This window comes from Streptomyces sp. 17_S59, from assembly GCF_056930295.1.
Genome location: NZ_JBXOWD010000001.1, coordinates 6,991,202 through 7,011,995 on the forward strand (window position 1 = coordinate 6,991,202; position 20,794 = coordinate 7,011,995).

Annotated in this window: 11 protein-coding genes; 5 read left to right on the forward strand and 6 right to left on the reverse strand. The window is 73.8% G+C overall.

The window, feature by feature from the left end; genetic code table 11:
- The first annotated feature begins 324 nt into the window (after positions 1-324).
- Complete coding sequence (locus AC1Z4A_RS31580; RefSeq protein ID WP_483683305.1) at positions 325-705, forward strand: hypothetical protein; 381 nt, start codon at positions 325-327, stop codon at positions 703-705.
- 73 nt (positions 706-778) lie between these two features.
- Here AC1Z4A_RS31580 and AC1Z4A_RS31585 read toward each other — a convergent pair whose 3' ends face one another.
- Positions 779-2,404 carry a M4 family metallopeptidase gene (locus tag AC1Z4A_RS31585; protein WP_483683306.1) on the reverse strand — a complete coding sequence of 542 codons (1,626 nt, stop codon included), beginning with the start codon at positions 2,402-2,404 and terminating at the stop codon, positions 779-781.
- 393 nt (positions 2,405-2,797) lie between these two features.
- Here AC1Z4A_RS31585 and AC1Z4A_RS31590 point away from each other — a divergent pair, with 393 nt between their 5' ends.
- Entirely contained in the window at positions 2,798-3,520 is a 723-nt protein-coding gene (locus AC1Z4A_RS31590) for a hypothetical protein (protein WP_483683307.1), read from the forward strand.
- A gap of 18 nt (positions 3,521-3,538) precedes the next feature.
- On the opposite strand, the gene AC1Z4A_RS31595 is transcribed toward AC1Z4A_RS31590, so the two are convergent.
- A complete protein-coding gene (locus AC1Z4A_RS31595) occupies positions 3,539-6,310 on the reverse strand; it encodes an ATP-binding protein (protein WP_483683308.1) in 2,772 nt (923 codons plus the stop codon).
- Between the two features lie 223 nt (positions 6,311-6,533).
- Here AC1Z4A_RS31595 and AC1Z4A_RS31600 point away from each other — a divergent pair, with 223 nt between their 5' ends.
- Positions 6,534-8,915, forward strand: coding sequence for a type I polyketide synthase (locus AC1Z4A_RS31600; protein ID WP_483683309.1), 2,382 nt, complete (start codon positions 6,534-6,536; stop codon positions 8,913-8,915).
- Between the two features lie 81 nt (positions 8,916-8,996).
- A complete protein-coding gene (locus tag AC1Z4A_RS31605; RefSeq protein WP_483683310.1) occupies positions 8,997-10,097 on the forward strand; it encodes a calcium:cation antiporter in 1,101 nt (366 codons plus the stop codon).
- A 12-nt stretch (positions 10,098-10,109) separates the two neighbouring features.
- Here AC1Z4A_RS31605 and AC1Z4A_RS31610 read toward each other — a convergent pair whose 3' ends face one another.
- On the reverse strand, positions 10,110-13,391 hold the full coding sequence (locus tag AC1Z4A_RS31610) for a tetratricopeptide repeat protein (protein ID WP_483683311.1): 3,282 nt from the start codon (positions 13,389-13,391) through the stop codon (positions 10,110-10,112).
- A gap of 170 nt (positions 13,392-13,561) precedes the next feature.
- Here AC1Z4A_RS31610 and AC1Z4A_RS31615 point away from each other — a divergent pair, with 170 nt between their 5' ends.
- Positions 13,562-16,303 (forward strand): bifunctional YncE family protein/alkaline phosphatase family protein, encoded by a 2,742-nt coding sequence (locus AC1Z4A_RS31615; protein WP_483683312.1) that lies wholly within the window; start codon positions 13,562-13,564, stop codon positions 16,301-16,303.
- Between the two features lie 33 nt (positions 16,304-16,336).
- Here the strand turns inward: AC1Z4A_RS31615 and AC1Z4A_RS31620 are convergent, their stop codons facing one another.
- The 3 genes from AC1Z4A_RS31620 to AC1Z4A_RS31630 form a co-directional block, all read right to left on the reverse strand.
- Positions 16,337-17,788, reverse strand: a complete 1,452-nt coding sequence (locus AC1Z4A_RS31620; protein ID WP_483683313.1) for an FtsW/RodA/SpoVE family cell cycle protein — start codon at positions 17,786-17,788, stop codon at positions 16,337-16,339.
- A 97-nt stretch (positions 17,789-17,885) separates the two neighbouring features.
- Positions 17,886-18,494 carry a hypothetical protein gene (locus AC1Z4A_RS31625; protein WP_483683314.1) on the reverse strand — a complete coding sequence of 203 codons (609 nt, stop codon included), beginning with the start codon at positions 18,492-18,494 and terminating at the stop codon, positions 17,886-17,888.
- Positions 18,491-20,752: an MMPL family transporter gene (locus AC1Z4A_RS31630; RefSeq protein WP_483683315.1), complete on the reverse strand. Its 2,262-nt coding sequence runs from the start codon at positions 20,750-20,752 to the stop codon at positions 18,491-18,493. The genes AC1Z4A_RS31625 and AC1Z4A_RS31630 overlap by 4 nt, the downstream gene beginning before the upstream one ends.
- Between the last annotated feature and the right edge of the window lie 42 nt (positions 20,753-20,794).

A 20,794-nucleotide genomic window follows, 5' to 3' on the forward strand; every position in this document is an offset into this window, starting at 1 on the left:
GTGCACCCGGCTCTCCTGACAGCCGTGATCAAGGACCACAGCCTGACGCGGCCAAACGGCCCCGCCCCGCCATTACGCCGTCGGCGGCATGTCCCGTGCGGCCGACCGGACGGCCGACCGCACGGCGCCGCCGTTCGTCGCGCCCCGTACGACGGCCCGTCACCCGCAATTCCTACGGGCGTACCTGGAGATCATCCGAATGAAGGAAGCCGGGCGGTTTTCCTCGATCTTCGCCCCGGTCGGCGTCAGGATGCACCCCGTCGGAAAGAACGCGGCTTCCGTGGCCGTTGTGTCTCCACGGGGCCCCGAGCAAGGAGTAAGCCCATGTCTCACGTAGGGATGCGGCGCGTGGCCGCCGTCGCCGCCTCGGCCGCCCTGCTGTCCGGCGCTGCCGCCGCTGCCGGAAGCGCGGCGTCCGCCGCACCCGCCCACCACCACGGGGCCGTGGTCGCCCCGGCCGTGAGCGGCGGTGACCAGGGCAACCACAAGGACAAGCGGGACAAGGGAGACAAGGGCCAGCACCTGGGCTGGGACAAGGGTGTCGACAAGAAGCAGGACCACTGGGACGGCAAGCACAAGGTCTGGCAGCGCTGGGACGCCGACTCCCGCAGCTACGCGCAGTGGGACGAGCACACCCACTCCTGGAAGCGCCACCACAAGGGCCACTGGCAGCACTGGGACAACGGGCACCGCGCCTGGAAGTGACCCGCCTCGCGCGCCCGTCGCGCGGCAGCGGCCTGCCGCCGCACCCGGGTGGTGCGGCGGCAGGCCGGACGGGTCACGCGACGTTGACGGCCGTCCAGGTGTCGCCGACGACCTGGTACTCCGTGCTCCCGCTGCCGTAGAGGTCGGCTGCGGCCTGGAGGGTCGCCTGACGGGCGGCCGAGTAGTCGGTGGTCGACGTCATGTACGTCGTCAGCGCCTTGTACCAGACGGCCAGGGCCTTGTCCCGGCCGATGCCCGGGACGGACGAGCCGTCGTAGGTGGGGCTGTCGTAGGTGACGCCGTTGATCGTCTTCGTGCCGCTGCCCTCGGCGAGCAGGTAGAAGAAGTGGTTGGCGATGCCGGACGAGTAGTGGACGTCCACGTTTCCGGCGTCCGGGCTCCAGTAGTCGAGTGAGGAGCCGTCCTTGCTGGGCTTGTCCATGAAGCGCAGCGGGCTGCCGTCGCCGTTGATGTCGATCTGCTCGCCGATGAGGTAGTTGGCGGGGGTGCTCGGGTTGTTGGCGAAGAACTCCACCCCGGTGCCCATGATGTCGCTGGTGGCCTCGTTCAGGCCGCCGGACTCGCCGCTGTACTCCAGGCCCGCCGTGGCCGAGGTGACGCCGTGGGTCATCTCGTGCCCGGCGATGTCCAGGGAGGTCAGCGGGTGGGTGTTGCCTTGGCCGTCGCCGTAGGTCATGCAGAAGCAGGAGTCGTCCCAGAACGCGTTCACGTAGTTGCTGCCGTAGTGGACGCGGGAGTAGGAGGCGACGCCGTCGTTGCGGATGCCGCTGCGGCCGAACGTCTGCTTGTAGAAGTCCCAGGTCTCCTGTGCGCCGTAGTGCGCGTCCACGGCCGCGGTCTGGCGGTTGGAGGGGCTGCCGTTGCCCCAGACGTCCGAGGAGTTGGTGAACAGCGTGCCGCTGCCCGAGGTCCCCCCGCGCAGGTCGGTCGTCTTGTGGCCGCCGCGCGAGGTGTCGTAGAGCTGGTACGAACTGCCGCTCTTCGACGTGCCGATGGTCACCCGGCCGTTGTACTGGCCGGTTCCGGTGCCGGTCTCGATGCCGTCGAAGGAGTACAGCTTCTTGCCGCTGGCGGCGTCGGTGATGACGTGCAGCTGACTGGGGGTGCCGTCCTTCTGCACGCCCGTCACCACGGATTCCCAGGCCAGGACCGGCTTACCGGAGGCGGCCCAGACGACCTGGCGCACGTTGTCGTGGGCCGGGTGGGCGAGCTTGGCGTCCGAGGCGCTCGCCAGGGCGTTGCGCTGGGCCGTGGCGGCGGGGACCCGCGGGGTGGTGCCGGGGAGCGTGATGCTCCTGGACGTCGCCTTGGTGATGCTGTGCCGGTTGCCCTTGGCGTGGACGACGACGTCGCCGCCGAGGACGGGCAGTCCGGCGTACGTGCGGTCGTAGCGGGTGTGGACGGTGCCGTCGGCGTCCTTGACGACGTCCTTCACCACGAGCCGCTCCTGCGCGCCGAGGCCGAGCGACTTGGCCGTGGCCGTCGCGCCGTCCCGCGCGGCCGATATCAGGGCGTCGCGCTGGGCGGGGGCGGGCCGGGCGGCCGCCGAGGGGGCGGGGTCGGCGCTGGCGGTGCCGGTCTGGAGGCCTGCGCCGAGCACGGCGCCCGTGGCGAGGAACGCGGCGGCGCCGAGGGCGATCCGGCGCGAAGGGCGGCCGGCATGGGGGGTGGGTCTCACGCGAACTCCTTGGACCTGGCCGTCGGTGGACGGCCGTGCTGCCGGGCCGGCGGCGGGGTTGCCGTCGGCCGTCTGTCGTGCGTTCGGTGGGGCAAGTGGCTCGCCGCCGCCGGACCGGAGCGTCGGGAGACGCGTTGTGTGGCGTGGGGGCGAGCCGTGGCGAGAGTGCCACCGAACAGATCGACTTGGCAGGTTCACGACCAAGAGTTGGCTGGGAGTTGACCGATGAGCGTGCAGTTGACTCCGATATGCGAAGCGGAGGTAAACCGGGGGGTGTTGGGCTCGGGGCGGCGGTCCGGGACGCGCTCGCGCGGCGTCCGCGGAGCGCCCCCGGCTCCTCCGGTCCCGGGCAAGGTCTGGCTCTGACGTGGTGTTTTCCGTTATAAGAGTGCGATGACAGCCAACCGCCGAGTCCCGTCGCGCCGTGGCCTGCTGGGGTTGCTCGCCGCGCTGGGAGCGGTCGGCGCCTCGGGAGCGGTGACGACTGCCTGCAGCAAGTCGGCGGGCGGGACCACCGCGAGCCCGACGGCCTCCGGTGCGCCCGCGTCCGGTCCGGCCGGAGCCGATACCGTGATGATCATCCGGCATGCGGAGAAGCCGGACGAGAGCGGGAAGAAGGCCCCCTTCGGCATCACCGAGGACGGCGAGCAGAACGCCCACGCCCTGCTGGCGCGCGGCTGGCAGCGGGCGGGCGCGCTCGTCGGCCTGTTCGCCCCCGGCGGCGGCCTGCCTCTGCGCCAGGGGCTGCGACGCCCCGACGCCGTCTATGCCGCCGGTCCTCACTCGGGCGGTGGCAGCCTGCGGCCCAGTGAGACGGTCACGCCGCTGGCCGCGAAGCTCGGCACGAGCGTCAACACGTCCCACCGCACGGACGACGAGGCCGCGCTGGCCGAGGAGGTCGCCGCCCGGCACGGCGCCACCCTGGTGTGCTGGGAGCACCGCAGGATCTCCGAGATCGTGAAACACCTCGGCCCGGTGCGGCCGAAGCCGCCGGGGGAGTGGCCCGGCGGCCGGTTCGACCTCGTGTGGGTGTTCACCCGCGACGGCAAGGGCTGGACGTTCAGCCAGGTGCCGCAGCTGCTCCTCGACGGCGACAAGGCGGAACCCGCCGCATAGCGCCTCCCCCGGCCGTCGTCAGCGCAGGCTCGGCTCGGAGCCCTCCGGCAGCGCCAGCCTGTGCAACTGATGCCGAGAGGTGATGTCGAGCTTCGGGAACGCCTTGTAGAGGTGGTAGCCCACGGTCCGGGGGCTGAGGAAGAGCCGCGCGGCGATGTCGCTGTTGCTCAGCCCGCGGGCGGCGAGGCGGACGATCTGCAGCTCCCGGGGGGTGAGCTGCTGCCACGTCCGGCCGGGCGAGCGGGCGGGCTCCTCCTCCACCTGCTCGCCCGCCGCGCGCAGTTCGCGGCGTGCCATGTCCGCCCACGGCTCGGCTCCGGCCATCCGGAAGGAGCGCAGGGCCTGGTGGAGGTGTTCCCGGGCGGGCTTGATGCGGCGGACGCGCCGGAGCCACTCCCCGTAGAGCAGATGGGTCCGCCCGGTGTCGAAGGCCGAGATCGAGGGGACCTCCAGGGCCGTGACGAACAGGGCGTCGGCCTCGTCGTCGGGGGCGAGGACGGCCCGGCAGCGGCTCCACGCGGCGTACAGGGCGGGCAGGTTGCCCGGCGACGCGCGGCGCTCGAACTGCTCCAGCGCCGCGCGGGCCTGCTCCTGCTGCCCCGCCCGCAAGGAGGCCTCGACCAGGTCGGGCAGGACGAACCAGCTCATCACGAAGTGCCCGGTGGGGGAGTCGGGCACGGTGATGTCGCGCAGCAGCCGGGCGGCCTTCTGCGGCTCGCCCTCGGCCAGGGCGTTGAGGCCCAGCGCCCAGTGCGTGAGGGCCACCGTGGAGGCGATGTGCCGTGGTACGGCCGCTTCGAGCGCCTCTCCGGCCAGTTCGCGGCACCGCTCGCCCTCGCCGCGCGCGGCGGACATCCAGGCGAGCATGGCCCGCAGGTAGGCGGAGGCGGCGATCTGCCCGGTCTCGTCGGCGTGCAGCAGCGCCTCGGTGGCGTACGCCGTGGCACTGGTCCACTGGCCGGTGATGAGCTGGTGGGAGACGAGCGGGAGGACCGAGACCGGAAAGGCGCCCGCCGCACCGTTCCTGCGCATGTCGTCGATCGCCCGCTGGAAGGCGTTCAGCGTCGTCTCCGCATCGCCCACCAGATGCGACAGGAGCCAGAACCCCGGCGGCCACACCCACGGCTTGTGACCGGACGCGGCGAACCAGGCCGGGACGGAATCGGCCGCGACGCGCGGGCCGCCCGCCCGCGCGGCACCGCTCTCCTCCGACGAGAGGCTGCCCAGGAACCTCAGCAGCTCCCGGAAGTGCTCCGGCACCCCGCTGCCCGCCGGGCCGGTCCGCTCGAGCAGCGCTGCGATCTCCCCCAGCTGGTCCGGCTGATTGGCCATCAGCGCGGACCGTGCGGCCATCACGAGCATCTCGTCGGCGAGGGAGGGGTCGGCGTCCAGCGCGGTGCGCACGCCCTCCAGGAGCGTGCGGCAGGCGACGGCCGGGTTGCCGCTGGCCTGCATGACGGCGCCGCGCACCCGGGCCGAACGGGCCCGCAGCGCGGGATCGGAGGTCAGGGGCGCCGCCTCGTCCAGCAGGGCCATGGCCTGGGCCGGGTCGGAGGCCTCCCATGTGCACGCCGCCGCGTCGATGAGCCGGCGCGCCCGGGCCTCGGGGGAGGAGGCGAGCGCGGCGGCACGGCGCAGGGCCCGGGCGGCCGTGACCACACCGCCCGCCCGCCGGGTGCGGTCCGCGAGGGCCGCCAGCAGACCGGCCACCGTGTCGTCCGTGCCCATGGTGGCGGCCGCCAGGTGCCAGATCCGCCGTTCGTCCTGCTCGTCCATGGCCCCGGCCAGCGCCCGGTGCGCGGCATGGCGCTCGGGCAGGGAGGCCGCCTGGTAGACGGCGGAGCGGACCAGCGGGTGGCGGAAGCGCACACGGTGCCCGTCCAGGTCGACGAGGTTCGCCGCGGCCGCGGCGTACAGGTCGGCGGTCGCCGCCTCCCGGTCGTCGGTGGCACCCAGGATGGTGGACAGCTCCCCGTCGTTCTCGATCGCGGCCAGCAGCAGCACATTGAGATGTCTGCGCGAGAGCCGGCTGGTCCGGCATAAGTAGATCTGCTGGAGGCGGACGTTGAGGGGGAGGCGCTCGGGCAGCGGAGCGCGGCCGCTGAGCTGCTCCGGGGCGAGCGCGGAGGGCAGTTCGCACAGCGCGAGGGGGTTGCCCTCGGCCTCGTGCAGCAGCCGCTGCCGCACGGTACGGACCGCCTGCTGCGCCGTACGGGCCAGCAGTTGCTCGGCCGCCTCGGCGGGCAGCGGCCCGAGGACCAGCTCCGGCACGCCCGGAGCGTCGAAGCGCCCCAGGCCCGTGCGGGCGGCGAAGACCATGGCTAGCCCCTCGGCCTCCAGCCGCCGGGCCATGAAGGCCAGCGCGTCGCCGGAGGCCGGATCCAGCCAGTGCGCGTCGTCCACGAGCACCACCACCGGGGCCTCCTCGCAGGCGTCCGACAGGAGCGTCAGCCCGGCCATGGCCACGAAGAACTGGTTGACGGGGGCCGAGTCGATCCCGAACGCCGCGCGCAGCGCACCGGCCTGTGGTGCCGGGAGACGGTCCAGCCCCGACAGGAGCGGCCGCAGCACCTGGTGCAGCCCCGCGAAGGGCAGCTCGACCTCGCTCTCCACACCCACCGCACGCAGGACCCGGACGCCCGGCCCCAGGGATCGCTCCAGGTCGTCGAGCAACGTGCTCTTGCCGATGCCGGCCGGGCCCCGCAGGACGAGGGCGCCGCTGCGCCCCTGCTGTGCACCGTGGATCAGGTCGGCCAGCCGGTCTTGTTCCTGCTCCCGCCCCAGGATCATGGGATGGGTGCTCCCTTCGTCGTGGCCCGGTCATGTGACGGATGACAGAAGCCTCGTGCAAGTCCTATGACTGCCTTCACTTGATCAAGACGGGTGATCAACGGCCCGCGTTCCCTGCCGTATGCAGGTTGTGTGTCAGATGCCCCCGGCAGGAGCCCGTGCCGATACTGACCGGACGGTTCGGCCGGCCGGACGGCGGAGAAGAGCAACGATCGGGGGAGCGGTGAACGGTGTCGCTGCAGCGCAGATGAACGGGGTACGGAGCCCGCTGCCCGGGGAGGACGAGCCGATCGCGGTGGTGGGCCTCGGGCTGCGGCTGCCCGGCGGCCTCCTCGACCGGACGGACCCGTTCGACGCCGGGTTCTTCAACATCCCGCCCAGGGCCGCGCACTGGATCGACCCCCGGCAGCGCCTCGTCCTCGAAACGGCGTGGGAGGCACTGGAGAACGCCAACATCGACCCCCACACGCTGCGCAACGGCAACGGCGGCGTGTACATGGGCGCCGACGGCACCGGCTGCGCCCCGGAGCCGGCCGGGCTCGGGCACGAGGAGCCGGGCAGCGGCGCCGCCCCCGGTGGCTCCCGTGCCGGGGTGTGCGGCCGCCTGTCGCACTTCCTCGGCTGGTACGGCCCGAGCATCAGTGTCGACACCGCCTGCTCCGCCTCGCTCGTCGCGCTGCACTACGCGGTGGACGGACTGCGCCGCGGCGAGTGCGACATCGCGCTGTGCGGCGGGGTGAACGCCGTCCGCCGCTCGCGCAGCACCCCGCTCCCGTCCGGCCCGAAGTCCCCCGCACGCACCGAGGGATGCGGGGTACTGGTCCTCAAGCGGATGCAGGACGCCCGGCGGGACGGCGACACCGTGCGCGCGGTCGTGCGCGGGACCGCGGTGGGGCAGGGCGGCGAGAGCACGGACCGGTACGCCCCGGCCGCGGCAGGCTCCCCCGAGAGCGGCATCGGACACGCGGAACCGATCGCGGGCATCGAGGACGTCGTCACGGCGGTGGCCCGGATACGGGACGGCTTCTTCTTCCCCCACCCGGCCTTCCGGCGGCCCGCCGCGCGCAGCCCGCGGGCGGCGTCCCCGGGCACCGCGCCCACAGCGCTGCGCCCCCGGGAGGCCGCAGGCCCGTGCCGGGTGCTCGTGTATTCCTCCGGCTTCGCCAGAACGATCGCCTCCGCGGTGCTGGAGGAGGCGCCGCAGGACGCCATTGGCACGCCACCCGTCCCGGCCGGGACGGAACGGGCCTCGGACGACACCACGAACGCCGTCTTCACCCTGTCCGCCAAGAGCACCAGGGCACTCGGCCGCCAGCTGGAGCGCTACCAGGACCTGCTGTCCCGGCGCCCCGGACTCGACGTCGAGGACATCTGCTACACGGCGAACGTCGGCCGTGCGCACTTCGCGCACCGTGTCTCCGGCGTCGTCCGCGACCGCGACGACCTGAGCCGCCTGCTCGCGGACCGGCTCGCCCTGCCGGACGGCGGGGCCGCGCCCACGGGGGACCGCCCGGGCAGCCGCGAAGTGGCCTTCCTGTTCAGCGGACAGGGCCACCAGCACGCCGGCATGGGCGCCGGGGTCTACCGGCGCCACGCGGAGTTCCGCCGCGTCGTCGACGAGTGCGACGCGCTGTTCGCCCCGCACCTCGGCCGGTCGGTGAAGGCCCTGATGCTCGGCCGGGCGGAGGACGCCGGGGAGATCCACCGGACGCGGTACGCCCAGCCCGCGCTGTTCGTCCTCGAATACGCGCTGGCGAAGCTGTGGCTGTCGTGGGGGGTGCGGCCCGGGGTGATGACCGGGCACAGCCTGGGCGAGATCACGGCCGCCGCGGTCGCCGGCCTCTTCGACCTCCCGGATGCGGTCGGGCTGGTGGCGGCGCGGGCCCGGCTGATGGACTCGGTGGCCGAGCCGGGCGGCATGGCCGCCGTCAGGGCGGCCGCGGAGACGGTCGCGCCCCTGGTGGCCCGGTACCCGGACCTGGCGATCGCCGCCGTCAACTCCCCTTCCCAGGTGGTGGTCTCGGGCGGCCGCCGGGCTCTGGACGAACTGGTCGGGCACCTGCGGCGGCAGGGCATCAAAGTCAGGCCGCTGCCCGTGTCGCAAGGGTTCCACTCCCCGCTGATGGCCGGGATCGCCGGGGAATTCCGTGCGGTGCTCGAGACCGTGCGGTTCCGCGAGCCCGAACTGGCCTTCGTCTCCAACCTCACCGGGGAGCCGGCCCGCTGGCGGCAGATCTCCCGCCCCGAGCACTGGGTGCGGCACCTGACGGAGCCGGTGGACTTCATGGCGGGCCTGCGCGCCGCCGGGCGCCGGGGGCCGCAGGTGTTCATCGAGATCGGCCCGGCCGGCACCCTGACGGCGCTGGCGAAGCGCTGCCTCCCGGCCGCGGACCACACCTGGCTGACCAGCCTTCAGCCGTCCGAGGCCGACGACCGGACCCTGCTGGAGGCGGTGGCCCGCCTGTACGAGGCGGGCCTGCCCTTCTCCTGGCCCGCCTTCCACCGCTCCGGCCGCCGGAGGAAGGTCGCCCTGCCCACGTACGCCTTCGACAGCGGGCACCACCGGCTGCCGGCCACCGGCCGCAGGCACGCCGCGCTCGGCTGAAGCGGCATCGGCGGCAAGCAGCCACCAATGCCACAAGGCTGATGAAACGGGATTTTCTGCGTAATCTGCGAAGGTTGTCGCATGACCCCTCGGCTCCGCCCGCTCGCCGCGCACTGGCCCGTCCATGTGCCGGTCCTGGCCGCCCTCGTCCTGGCCCTCACCTGGGGACGGTCCCTGTCGGCCGGGACCGTGGCCCTGATGAGCTGCTGTCTGGCCGGCGCGGTGCTCTCCGCCGTGCACCACGCGGAGGTGATCGCGCACCGAGTGGGCGAGCCCTTCGGCTCGCTGGTCCTGGCCGTCGCGGTCACCGTCATCGAAGTGGCCCTCATCGTCACGTTGATGATCGACGGCGGCGACAAGAGCCGTTCGCTCGCCCGCGACACCGTCTTCGCCGCCGTCATGATCACATGCAATGGCATCGTCGGCCTGTCCCTGCTGCTCGGTGCCCTCAGACGCCGGGTGGCGGTGTTCAACGCCGAGGGCACCGGCGCCGCCTTCGGCACGGTGGCGACGCTGGCAGGGCTGAGCCTGGTCCTGCCGACGTTCACCACCACCACGCCGGGCCCGCAGTTCTCCCCGCCCCAGCTCGTCTTCGCCGCGCTCGCCGCACTGGTCCTCTACGGCCTGTTCGTCACCACCCAGACCGTGCGGCACCGCGACTACTTCCTGCCGGTGACCGCCGAGGGCGCGGTCATCGACGCGGACGACCACGCCGACCCGCCCTCGGCCCGCGCCGCCCTGGCCGGCCTGGGCCTGCTCCTCGTCGCCCTGGTCGCCGTGGTCGGCCTGGCCAAGGCGGTCTCCCCGGCCATCGAGTCCGCGGTGGCCGCCGCCGGACTGCCCGCCTCGGTCGTCGGCGTGGTCATCGCACTGCTCGTCCTCCTCCCCGAGAGCATCGCGGCCCTGCGCGCGGCCCGCCGCGACCGCGTGCAGACCAGCCTCAACCTCGGCCTCGGCTCGGCCATGGCCAGCATCGGCCTGACCATCCCCGCAGTCGCGCTGTCCTCGGTCTGGCTGCCGGGCCCGCTGGTCCTCGGCCTCGGCGCGACCCACATGGTGCTGTTCGCCCTCACGGTCGCCGTCGGCACCCTGACGGTGATCCCGGGACGGGCCACCCCGCTCCAGGGCGGGGTGCACCTCTCCCTCCTGGCGGCCTACGTCGTGCTCGCGGTCAGCCCCTGAGCCGGACGGTCCCTAGGACTTCGCCGCGGGCAGTACGGCCATGACGTCGCGCGCCCGCCGGCCCGGCACCATGCCGAGCCGCCACGCCTGCCAGCCCGCCTCCGGCTCGGCCCCCTGCCGCAGCACCAGGGCGTACCCCGCCGCCGTCTCCTCCAGCGCGGGGTCGACCGGCCAGTCGGCCTCGAGCAACTCCTGCCGGAGCCGGGCCAGTTCCTCCTCGGCCACCGCCGAGCCGACCACCGAGCCGCCCGGCGAGGCCAGCGGCAGCAGGGTGCAGCGCAGGAAGCGGGCCCAGGTCGCGCCCCGCCGGTCACCGTAGCCGGTGAACAGCAGCAGCGCCTGCTCCGCCAGCTCCAGCGCCGGCCCGGGACGGTCGTTGCCTGCATCGACGACGGCCAGCTCCAGGCACGACCACGCCTCGCCGTGCGGGACGCCCGAGCGGTGGAAGTCCGCCCGGCCCTCCTGCAGCAGCTGCCGGGCGAAGCCGCTGTTGCGCAGCGAGCCCGTCTGTGCGGCCCGCTGGTCCCGGGTCACCCGGCCCGAATGGTGCCGGGCGCAGGCCAGCCCGTACCCGTCCCGCATGCGGTTGAACATCACGCGCGCCCGCTCCAGCTCGCGCACCGCCGCCGCGAGATCGCCGAGTTCCTCCAGCGCCTGGCCGAGGTGGTACAGCGTCCACGCCTCGCCGCGCACGTCCTCGTGCCCGTGGTGCAGCGCGGCCGCCTGGCGCAGCCGCTCCGCCGCCGCGGCCGCGTCGCCGCTCAACAGGACGGTCCGGGCCAGCTGGGTGAGCGCCCAGGCCTCGCCGCGCGCGTCCTGGGTGCGCCGGTACAGCTCCAGGGCCCGGTGGAGTTCCCCGCCCGCGGCCTCCGTCTGCCCCAGGCAGAGCCGCACCTGCCCCAGCTGGAAGTGCGCCCACGCCTGGCCGTGCAGGCTCTCGCTCTCGCGGTGCAGCTCCAGGGACTCCTCCAGCAGGGCGAGCGCCTCGGCGAGCCGTCCGCGGTCGCGCTCGACCGCGGCCAGCGCGTGCAGCGTCCAGGCCCGGTCGCCGCTCAGCCCGTCCGGAGCCTGGAGGGCCAGCGCCTCGCGCAACTTCTCGGCGGCCTCCGGCAGTTGGCCCTGGTGCTGGAGGGTGATGCCCAGATCGCGCAGGGCCCTGGCGGCGCCCGCCTCGTTGTGCGCGTCGAAGTACAGGCCGACCACCGAGGTGAGGGTCGCCCGGGACTTGTCCAGCTCGCCCAGCTGCCGCGCCGCGACGCCGGTGCGCCACTGGACCGAGCGCACCAGCAGTCCGCGGTCGGTGGCCTGCGTCAGCTCGTTCAGCTCGCCGAGCCGGTGCAGGTCCCCGCGCAGCAGGCAGTAGTCGCACAGCGCACCCAGCAGGTGCAGCACCACGGCCTGGTCCACGCCCTCCGCGTGCCGCAGCGCCGCGGTGATGAAGCCTGACTCGTCGTCCAGCCAGCGGAGCGCCGCGTCGAGCGAGGCGAAGCCGTGGACCCCGCCCGGACCCTTGGCGAACATGTCGGCCCGGGTCGAGGTCTTGCCGTCCACCATGCGGATGACCGAGTCGGCCAGCTCCGCATAGCTGCGGAACAGCCGCTCCTGCGCCGCGCCGCGCTCGCCCGGGGCGTCCTCCTCGTGCAGCCGCGCCTGCGCGAAGGAGCGGACCAGGTCGTGCATCCGGTAGCGCTGGGCGCGCACGGGCTCGATCAGCCCGGCCCGCGCCAGCGCGGCCAGCCCGTGCGCGGCCTCCTGCTCGCCCTCGCCCAGCAGCGCCGCCGCGGCGGCCGGACCCAGCGAGGCCCGGCCCGCCAGCGCCAGCCGGCGCAGCAGCCTGCGGGAGCCGTCGCTCTGGTCGAGATAGCGCAGCCACAGGGCCCGCTCCACCGGGTCGTGCTGCCCGGAGGCCGCCAGCTCGGCCCCGAGCGCGCGCAGCGTGCGCGGCCCGAGGGCCGAGCCCGCCACCCGCAGCGCCAGCGGCGACCCGCCGCACAGCTCCCGCACCCGCGTCAGGGCGCCCGCCTCGTACGGGACCGGCCCGGGCTCCTCGGCCACGGCCCGCAGCAGTTCCTCCGCACCGGGCCCGTCCAGCGGGCCGAGCGGCAGCTCGTACGTCCACGCCGCCGGGTCCGGCGGCAGCGCCAGCGGGGCCCGCGCGGTGACCAGGACCAGGCTCTCGGAGTTGCGCGGGATCAGCGCGCGGACCTGCTCGGCGTCGGTGGCGTCGTTCAGCACGACGATCGCCGCCGGCCCGGCGAGGTGCCGCTCGTACAGGTCGGACAGCCGGCGCAGGTGCTCCTCCGGCGAGGACCGCTCCCTGAAGAGCAGCTGCTCGCGCGGCGCGCCGAGCTGGTTGAGCAGCTGCATCAGCGCGTCCCTGGCCGGCAGGGGCCGCTCGTCGGGGCTCTCGCCGCGGAGGTCCACCAGCGCGGCGCCGCGGAACTGGTCGCGCAGGTGGTGCGTGGCCCGCAGCGCGAGCGTGGACCGGCCGGACCCGGGAGGCCCGTGCAGCACCACGACCGTGGGCCTGGTCTCCGTACGGGCCCGGGCCTGCTGCACCCACTGGACGATCCGGGACAGCTCCTCGCCGCGCCCGGCGAACGGGCCGGTGGCCTCCGGCAGATGGCCGAACGACCGCGTCAGGGCATTGCGCCGCCGGCCCGCCGCGCTGCGGTCCGCGCCGCGCAGCACGGGCCCGCGGCCGGTGCCGCGCTCGCCCGCGTCGGCACTCGCGGCGCGGCCGCGCGTGCTGCCCGACACCATCCGCTGGTGGTCGAGGAAGGGCCGGATGCCGCGCACCTCGAGCGCCGTCAGCCACTGCAGCCGCAGCTGTTCGGTCCCGCCGGGCTGCCCCCGCCTGCCCGCGCGGCGGTGCGCGTCCGGCCAGTGCCCGGCGGTCAGCTTTCCGACCGTGGTCACCGACCCCGCCAGGGCCACCGCGGCCGCCGCCCCCAGGGCCGTGCCCGACGACGTGCCGAACCCCAGGTCCGCTGCGCACGCGGCGAGGGCCGCCACCGCCGTCACCAGCGCCGGGGTGCCGAGCGAGGACCACGACAGCCGGGTCGTCAGCGGCCGCACCGACGCCGCTTCTTCGTCCAGGGCGCGTACGTACGCCGTGTACTCCTCCGCGGCGGCGGAGGCCAGGGCGTCCGTCTCGGTGCGCGCCCGCCGGAGCAGTACGTCGCCGTCCGCGCGCCCGCCCGAGCGCTTCACCTCCTCCGCCACGGCCCGTCCCAACAGGCCCTCGACCTCCGAGCGGTGCTCCTCCCGCAAACCTGCCGGTGCAGTCTGCATGCCGTGCCCCTCCCCGTGGTGATCCCGGCCCCCAAGTCTTGCGTCCCGGCACGTTTTTCGACAGGGCAGCCGAAAACCTCCGGTGGCGGTGGGGCGGTTGACGACGGGGGAGGAGAGTGGGGTGTGCGCATCCTCTATCGCCATGCCCATGCCAGTCGTACCGTCGCGGCATGAGAAGGTTGCGCAGACGCAGAATCACCGTCGCGGCGCTCACCGCCACCGCTGCCCTCATCTCCACGGCCGCCGCCAGTGCGGGAACGGGCGGCGCCCCTGGCCGGGCCGAAGCCGTCGGAGCCGAGACGGCCCAGGGCATCCGGCTCCCCACCAACCAGCGCATCACCCCCTTCGGCACCCGGCACCGCATCGACAACGGACGCTTCCTCGCCGGCACCCTCAGCCCGGACGGCTCCCGCGTCGCCGCACTGACCTGGAAGAGCTTCACCGGATTCCTCACCGTCTTCGACGCGCGCTCCGGCAAGGTCCTCCAGCAGATCGGCACCGGCGTCGGCAAGGACAGGAGCATCGGCGACGGGAGCGTCGGGACGGACGGCCCCCTCTACTCCCCGGACGGCAGGACGCTGTGGTTCCCGCAGGCCGGCGACCTGGTGCGGTTCAAGGTCGGCGCCGACGGCACCGTCTCCGAGCCGAAGGTCATCGCACTGACCGGCCCCCACGGCAGCGCCCTCCCCGCCGGAGCGGCCCTCTCGCCCGACGGGACGAAGCTGTACGCAGCCCTCAACGGCAGCAACACCCTCGCCGTCGTCGACACCCGCACCGACAGGCTCCTCAAGGAGATCCCCGTCGGCAACGCGCCCCGCCAGGTGGTCGTCGCCGACGGCCGCGCCTTCGTCTCCAACGAGGGCGGCCGCCCGGCCACGGCACAGGACTTCACCAACCTGTCCGACGGCACGCCCCTGGTCGCCGACCGCACGACCGGCGCCGCGAGCAGCGGCACCCTCTCCGTCGTCGACCTCGCCACCGAGCGGGAGACGGCCACCGTGAAGGTGGGCCTGCAGCCCACCGCCCTCTATCGCCGGGGAAGTTCCCTCCTGGTGGCCAACAGCAACGACGACTCCGTGTCGGTCGTCGACACCCGCAGCCTGCGGGTCAGCCAGACCTTCAACGTCAACCCGCTGCCCGGCTCCAAGGTCGGCAGCGCCCCCAACGGCATCACCATGTCCGACGACCACCACGTCCTGGTGTCCCTCGGCCGCGACAACGCCCTGGCCCAGTACCGCTGGGACGGCCCCTTCGCGCCCGTGCGCTACGAAGGGCTGATCCCCACCGACTGGTACCCGGTGGGCGTCCTGTACGACGCGCCGCTGCACAAGGTCGTCGTCACCAACGCCAAGGGCGTCGGCTCCCGCGGCCCCGCCTCCGCCTTCCCCGGCGGCCCCGACACCCCGCCCGTCACCGGGCACAACACCTACGACGACACCGGCACCCTCACCGTCTTCGCCCCGCCCTCCAGGGCCAGGCTGGGCAGGCTCACCCACCAGGTGTTCGTCGACAACGGCTGGGAGCGGCTGCTGGGGAGCGGCAACCGGGCGGACCCCATGGCCCGGCCGGTCCCGGTGCCCGTGCACCTCGGCGAGCCCTCCGTCATCCGGCACGTCTTCCTGGTGGTCAAGGAGAACCGGACCTACGACCAGGTGCACGGCGACATGGGCAAGGGCGACAGCGACCCGCAGCTGGCCCAGTTCGGCAGGCGGGTCACCCCCAACCAGCACGCCCTCGCCGAGCGGTTCGGGCTGTTCGACAACTTCTACGACGAGGGCACGCTGTCCGCCGACGGGCACAACTGGCTGACCCAGGCCGACTCCAACGACTACATCGAGAAGGAGTTCGGCACCTTCTACCGCAGTTACCCCTCCCAGGGCGCCGATGCGCTCGCGTACCAGCGCAACGGCTTCCTGTGGGACGCCGCCCGGCGGGCGGGGCGCAGCGTCGAGAACTACGGCGAGTACGTCAACCTCCAGCTGCCGCCGAGCGGCGAGCCGAGCTGGTCCGACTGGTACAGGTCCGCGCGGATCCTGGAGGGCAAGGAGACCGGGCAGCCGCCGGTGCCCACCGGCGCCTACCCGAGCACCTCCGACATCCCGTCCCTCAACGCCGTCAGCAAACCGGAGTTCCCCACCTTCGACACCGACATCCCGGACCAGTACCGCATCGACATCTGGCTCCGGCACTTCCGCGAGGCGGAGCGGACGGGCAAGCTGCCCGACCTCACGCTCATGACGCTGCCGCAGGACCACACGGCCGGCACGAGCGGGAAGGACCCCTATCCGACGGCCATGGTGGCCGACAACGACCTGGCGGTCGGACGGCTCGTCGACGCGCTCTCGCACAGCAGGTTCTGGAACTCCTCGGCGGTCTTCGTCGTGGAGGACGACACCCAGGACGGCGTCGACCACGTCGACGGCCACCGCGGCCCGCTGTGGCTCGCCAGCCCCTACGCCGGGCGCGGGGCGGTCGTCGGCACCTACTACACCCAGCTCAACGTGGTCCGCACCATCGAGCAGATCCTCGGCATCCCGCCCATGAACCAGCTCGACCGGGCCGCCGAGCCGATGTTCGACGCCTTCGCCGACCACCCCGACCCGGAGCCCTTCACCGCCCTGCCCAACCAGGTGCCGCTGGACTACGGGCTGAAGAAGCAGGGCGCCGGCCCGTCCGGCGAGCTGCGCGTGCCGCCGGGCATGGAGCGGCTCGCGCGGCAGTGGGAGCTGTGGAGCGCCCGGCAGTCGACCGGCGGTTCCCACCCGGAACTCGACGAGGTCAACCCCGCGCAGCTCAACCGGGTCGACTGGTACGAGGCCACCGGCTGGCGCCGCCCCTACCCGGGCGACTCCCGGATCCTGGCGCCCGACGAGGTCCCCGGCAAGGACAAGCCGCCGCAGGAACTGGACTGACTGACCCACGGAGACAGGAGGACCCCGCCCGGGCTACCCGAAGGCGCCATCCCGCTGCCGGAGGCGGCCGGCCCGGGCGATCTCCTCGGCGGACAGGGTGACCGTCCCCTCCGGCGCCGGTTCCAGCTGCGTCCGGCCCGCCGCGTCGCTGACCTTCAGCAGCAGGGCGACCAGCAGCCAGTTGGCGACGGTGGACGAGCCGCCCTGGGCCAGGAACGGCAGGGCCTTGCCCGTCAGCGGGATGAGCCCGGTGACACCGCCGGCCACGACGAACACCTGGAGCATCAGCGCCACCGCCAGGCCGGCCGAGAGGAGCTTGCCGAACGGATCGGTCAGCACCACGGCGCTGCGCAGCCCGCGCTCGGCGAGCAGCGCGTACAGCAGCAGCACGGCGAACACGCCGGCCGAGCCCAGCTCCTCGCCGACGGTCGTGAGGATGAAGTCGCTGCGCCCCGCGAAGCCGATCAGCCAGGGGTGCCCCTGCCCCAGGCCCGTGCCCAGGATGCCGCCGCTGCCGAAGCTGAAGAGGGCCTGCGCGCCCTGGTCCGAGACCAGGCCGGACGGCGGGTGGGGGAGGTAGATGTCCATCGGGTGCAGCCAGGCGACCACCCGGCCGTGGACGTGGGGTTCGAGCGAGCCGACCACCGCGGCGCCGACGACCGCCAGCGCCAGGCCGATCAGCACCCAGCCGGTGCGCTCGGTGGCCACGTAGAGCATCACCACGAAGATCCCGAAGAAGATCAGTGACGTGCCCAGGTCGCGCTCGAAGACCAGGACCAGGAGGCTGGCGGCCCAGATGGCCACCACGGGGCCGAGGTTGCGGCCGCGCGGCAGGTACAGGCCCATGACCCGGCGGCTGGCGAGGGCGAGGGCGTCGCGGTGGACCGTCAGATACCCGGCGAAGAAGATCGTGATCGCCAGCTTGGTGAACTCGTCCGGCTCGAAGGACAGCCCGCCCAGCCGGATCCACCGCTTCGCCCCGTAGGTGTCGCCGGGGAAGAACGCCGGGGCCATCAGGAGGACCAGGGCGCCCGTCATGAGCACGTAGGTGTAGCGCTGGAGCATGCGGTGGTGCTTGACCGCGACGGTCACGGCGATGAAGGCGCCGACCGCTATGCACAGCCACATCACCTGGCCGGGGGCGGCGGCCGAGGACTTGTACTTGAGCGCGTACGACACGTCGAGCCGGTGGAGGAGCACCAGCCCCAGCCCGCTGAGCAGCACCGCCACCGGCAGGATCAGCGGGTCGGCGTACCGGGCGAACCGCCGCACCGCCAGATGGGCCAGCCCCGCCACCGCGCCCAGCGCGAGCACCTGGAGGACGAACCCGCCCGAAAGCGTGCCGTGCAGGGCGAGTTCGGCGTCGGCATCGGCGAAGGCAGCCACCAGCACCGCGAGGATGACCAGGAACAGCTCGGTGTTCCGGCGGCGCTGCGCGCCGGGCGCCGGCGCGGCCGCCCCCGGCTGCCGGAAAGCAGTGAGCACAGGGAATCCCCCCAGGAATGACGGTGGCCTCACGCGGGACCCCGCGGCACCGAGCCATATTTGCATACTTGCGCAATATAGCAATGATGAGGGGTGGTCAGCGCAGGAAGGCCACCGTCCCCCTGCCCTGGAGGGCGCGCAGCCCGCCCAGCACACAGCCGCTGACGTCACTGGTGGGAGTGGCGCTGCCCGAGACGCGCGCACCGGTGAGGATGCCGCGCACGACGGTGCCGCCCAGCAGGGCGTCGCCGGGGTTGTAGGTCTCGACCTGGCGCAGGCCCGGCAGCACGACCGAGGAGCCGAGGGTGCGCCCGCCCGCATCGCGCCAGGTGACGGTCCCCTGGCCGCGGATGGCCCGGGCACTGGTGCAACTGGCCTCGCTGCTCCCCCGGAAGACGAGTGAGCCGGAGCCGATCCGCGCGTACGCCCTGTCGCGCCCGGTGCAGTCGGTGAACGCCAGCACGCCGTGCATGGTGATCGTCTGCGGGAACCGGCCGAGTGGCGGGGCGAAGGCCAGCGGGCGGTCGCGAAGGGTGCTGACCGCACAGGTCAGGGCGGTGCTCCGGGGCCGGTGCGGCGGAAGGTGCGCCGCGGAGGCCGCACCGCCCGCGGGCCGGGCGGCCGGCAGGGCGAGGGCCGCGGCCGCGGCGGCGGCCACGGCGCACCGGGACGCCCACGTGGGGCGGAACGGGGTCGGAAGGGTCATCCTTGCTCTCCTGTGGGTGCTGTCGTCTCCGGTGCGCGGACCGCCTGACGCGCGGTGAGATGCCCGGCGCCGGGCGCCGGAAGCACGTGCGCCGGAGCCTGCCGGGGCGGGGGCAGCAGACGTGCCAGGGCGTGCGGCAGCCACCAGTTGCGGTGGCCCAGGAGCCGCATCAGCGAGGGCACCAGGACGACGCGGACGACGGTGACGTCGATCGCGATGGCCGCGGCGACGGTCAGCCCGATCTGCTGGAAGTCCTGGCGGTGGGTGAGGAGCAGGCCCGCGAAGGTGACGACCATGACGGCCGCGGCGAGCGTGATGGTGCGGGCAGTGTGCTGCAACCCGTGGGCGACGGCCGCGGTGTTGTCGCCGCAGCGTCCGTAGTGCTCGGCGACGCGGTGGACCAGGAACACCTCGTAGTCCATGGACAGGCCGAAGACCAGGGCGAAGGCGAGCAGCGGGATCAGGACGTTGACCTGACCCGCCCACGACGTCCCCCGGGAGACCAGGGCGAGCACGCCGAACGCGGCGCCGACCGTCAGGACGTTCATCACGATCGCCTTGAGGGGGATCAGCACACTGCGGAAGATCACCAGCAGCAGCATGAACGAGCCGGTCAGGACGATCGCCATGACCTGCCACAAACCGGTGAGAGCCGTGCTCCGCATGTCCGCGAGAGCGGCCGAGGGCCCCGCGACGAGCACGCGCTGACCCGCGGGGAGCAGGCGCGGCGCGAGGTCCCGGATGTGCGCGAGGAGGGCGGCGGAAGCCGCACTGTCCGGGGCCTCGCGCTCGCCCACGGCCAGCACGGTCAGGTCGTCGCCGTTGTCCAGCGCGGCGGCCAGGGCCACGCGGGGATCGGAGCGCAGCGCCGTGACCAGGGCCGCGGTCTCCACGGGCGGGCCGCCGGGCCGGTGGGGCAGCGCGAGGACGGTCACGCTGGCCAGCCGGTCGTCCTCCATGCGGAGCAGCCCCCGGCCCGTCTCGGTGTGCGCGATGGCCGAACGGTCGTAGTGCAGCCCCAGGCGGATGCCCAGGACCGGGACGAAGGCCAGCACCAGCACCCCGAGGGCCGCGAGGAACCAGGGCCAGGGCCGGCGCATCAGGTGCAGCGCCCACCGGGACCACCACCCGCCCTCCGCGGAACCCGCCGGCCGGGCGCGCCGCCGGCGCAGCGTGCCGCGGTCCAGTCGGCGGTCCAGGCGCGGCAGCAGGGCGGGCAGCAGGGTCAGCGCCGCGCAGAGCGTGACACCGGTGGTGGTCGCGGCCCCCAGCGCCAGCATCCGGACGTTCCGCGCCGGAACGACCATCAGCGCCGCGCTGGTCGTCACGACCACCAGCGCGCACCAGCACACCGTGCCGCCCGCCGTCGCCGTGGCCTGTGCGGTGGCCTCCAGCGGGCTCCGGCCCCGGGAGCGGGCCTGCCGGTAGCGCAGGAGGATCAGCAGCGCGTAGTCCAGCCCGAGGCCCAGCCCGACGCTCGTGGCCAGGGTCAGCACCGTGGTGTCGACCCGCGTCACCAGGCTCATGGCCATCAGCGCCCCGGTGCTCACCAGGATCGCCGAGCCGGCCACCACCAAGGGCGCCACGGCGGCCCCCACCGATCCCAGGCCGAAGGCCAGCAGCGCGACGGCCGTGGGCACGGTGACGATCTCGACGAGCCGCAGGTCGCTCACATCGGCGTGGATCAGCTCGGCCAGAACGGGCGTCAGGCCCACCACGGCCACGGAGACCCGCCCGCCGGACGCCTCGCGCGCGGTCTGCCGGGCCACCGCCTGCATCTCGGGCAGCTGCCGCTGACGCGTCGCCTCGTCGCCCATGACGCCGATGGACACATACGCATGACGGGGATTCTGCCCGGCAATCCCGGGCACCGGCAGCACCGTACCCACACCGGTCCGGTCGACCAGGGCCCGGGCCGTCGCCGAAACCGCTTTCTGATAGACCGGATCGGACGCCCGCATCTCCGGAGAGTCGAAGGCCAGCATCATCTGCTCGGCGCCCAACCGGGGAAATCCCCGGGAGACGATCGCGGCCGCCCGCGCACCGGGAGAGTCCCCCATGTCCGTCGAGGGAATGCTCAGCCTGCCCAATTGAACGGGCAGCAGAACGGCGGCGACCGCAACGAGCCCGGCCCACACCGCCACCACCAGGCGCCAGTGCCGGGCCGCCGCCGTACCGATCCGGCCCGTCCGGCTGAATTCCGCATCTGCGGCAGGGGAATTCTGCTCCGGATTCGGCACGCGGGCGTCGGGCAGCACGGGAAATCCGCTCTCCTCACAGGTGCGCGGCAGCCGGACCGT

Excerpts from the sequence above, each read along its gene's own strand:
- AC1Z4A_RS31580 (WP_483683305.1), top strand. The coding sequence starts at position 325 with ATGTCTCACGTAGGGATGCGGCGCGTGGCCGCCGTCGCCGCCTCGGCC.
- AC1Z4A_RS31590 (WP_483683307.1), top strand. The coding sequence starts at position 2,798 with ATGACAGCCAACCGCCGAGTCCCGTCGCGCCGTGGCCTGCTGGGGTTG.
- AC1Z4A_RS31595 (WP_483683308.1), bottom strand. The coding sequence starts at position 6,310 with ATGATCCTGGGGCGGGAGCAGGAACAAGACCGGCTGGCCGACCTGATC.
- AC1Z4A_RS31605 (WP_483683310.1), top strand. The coding sequence starts at position 8,997 with ATGACCCCTCGGCTCCGCCCGCTCGCCGCGCACTGGCCCGTCCATGTG.
- AC1Z4A_RS31610 (WP_483683311.1), bottom strand. The coding sequence starts at position 13,391 with ATGCAGACTGCACCGGCAGGTTTGCGGGAGGAGCACCGCTCGGAGGTC.
- AC1Z4A_RS31615 (WP_483683312.1), top strand. The coding sequence starts at position 13,562 with ATGAGAAGGTTGCGCAGACGCAGAATCACCGTCGCGGCGCTCACCGCC.
- AC1Z4A_RS31625 (WP_483683314.1), bottom strand. The coding sequence starts at position 18,494 with ATGACCCTTCCGACCCCGTTCCGCCCCACGTGGGCGTCCCGGTGCGCC.